Raw genomic sequence first — 1,491 nt, 5'->3', positions numbered from 1 at the left:
GGTCGCCGTGGTTTACGCGGACGCGGAGGAGCGAGTTGATCGACTGGTGAACCAGCGGAAGATGCCCGAGTCCGATGCACGAGCGCGGATCGCGGCTCAAGCAACCGACGAGGAGAGGCGCGCGGCGGCCGACGTCTGGATCGACAACAGCGGTGCGCCGGGCGATCTGGAGCAAGTAGTCACCGCACTGTGGCACGACCGGCTCGTTCCGTTCGAGCGTAATATTCGTGACGGCGTCGTCGCCAGGGCTCATCCGACGCTCGCTGCTGCCGATCCGACCTGGCCCGCGCAGGCGCAACGTCTCATCGCGCGCATTGCCGTCGTCTGCGGAACTGCCGCTGTGCGAATCGATCACGTCGGATCGACGGCCGTCGCCGGACTCGACGCCAAGGATGTCGTCGACATTCAGATCACGGTCGGGAGCCTCGAATCGGCGGACGCGTTGGCGGAACCCTTGCGCGCGATCGGCTTTCCTCGGATCGAGCACATCACGGCAGACGATCCCAAACCTGCGTACGGCGTGGGTGGTGAAGCTGATCCCGCTGTATGGGGCAAGCGAATTCATGGGGGAGCGGACCCCGGGCGGCCCGTCAACATCCACATCAGGGTCGACGGGTGGCCCGGTCAGCAGTTCGCCCTGGTATTCCGAGACTGGCTGCGCGCCACCCCGGACTCGGTCGCGGAATATCTCGCGCTCAAACAGCGTGCGGAGGCTGCGGCAGCCGAACGCACCGACTATGTGGAGGCGATGGCTGCCTACCAGGACGTCAAGGCACCCTGGTTCGATGGGGCGTACCAACGCGCGTGGGACTGGGCAGCGAAGACGGGTTGGTCCGCGTAGCCGAATCGATCGGCTTGAATGTGCCCTACAAGCGATCAGATCGTATGAATGGACCATTCAAGCGATCGGGGCGCCGGACCGAAACAGCATACGTCCACCCCCCCTACCGTCCATCCCTCACACGCCCATCCTTCGGACGCCACGTCGTCGGCATCCCGAGCGACGCCAGCCAGGCGTCGAGGTCGTAGTCGTGCGCGGCGAGACCTGCGACCGCGCGGACGGACCTGTTCATCGCCAGTTCCGCAGTCGCCGTGTCGAGGTGGTTCTCCACCCGTGCCTCGACGAGTTCGTCCGCGTCCAGGAAGTCGAATCCGCGACCGGTCCTGACCACGATGTCGAGGTAGTGGTCGACCGAGGTCCAGGCGTCGACTCCCGGTACGAATTCACCGACGTCGACGTAATAGTCCTGGTCGCGGACGTGTCCGGGGAGGTAGTGGAAGATCGACGCGCGGAGGCCGAGACTCGGCAGGAGCCACGACTGCAGATAGTCGAATTGGGGATGGTCCGACGGTCGTGCCATGTACAGACCCCACGGTTCGACGCGGTATTCGTCCACCGACCGCACGAAGCCCTTCGGGTCGGTGTTGGTGAGCCCGACGATGTCGAAGTACTCGACCTTGGGTGCGTGGACGTGAACGGCAGTGCTCGGT

Annotated in this window: 2 protein-coding genes; one reads left to right on the top strand and one right to left on the bottom strand. The window is 65.1% G+C overall.

Features of this window, described 5'->3' with window-relative positions; translation table 11 throughout:
• On the top strand, positions 1–841 hold an 841-nt coding region (gene coaE, locus A2J03_RS17280; protein WP_068376232.1), incomplete at its 5' end, for a dephospho-CoA kinase.
• A 103-nt stretch (positions 842–944) separates the two neighbouring features.
• Here coaE and A2J03_RS17275 read toward each other — a convergent pair.
• On the bottom strand, positions 945–1,491 hold a 547-nt coding region (locus A2J03_RS17275), incomplete at its 5' end, for a DUF402 domain-containing protein (protein ID WP_231912575.1).

This window comes from Rhodococcus sp. EPR-157 (assembly GCF_001647195.1).
GTDB lineage: Bacteria > Actinomycetota > Actinomycetes > Mycobacteriales > Mycobacteriaceae > Rhodococcoides.
The sequence above is the reverse complement of the archived record's forward strand: the minus strand, read 5'-3'. Positions and strand labels throughout refer to the sequence as shown.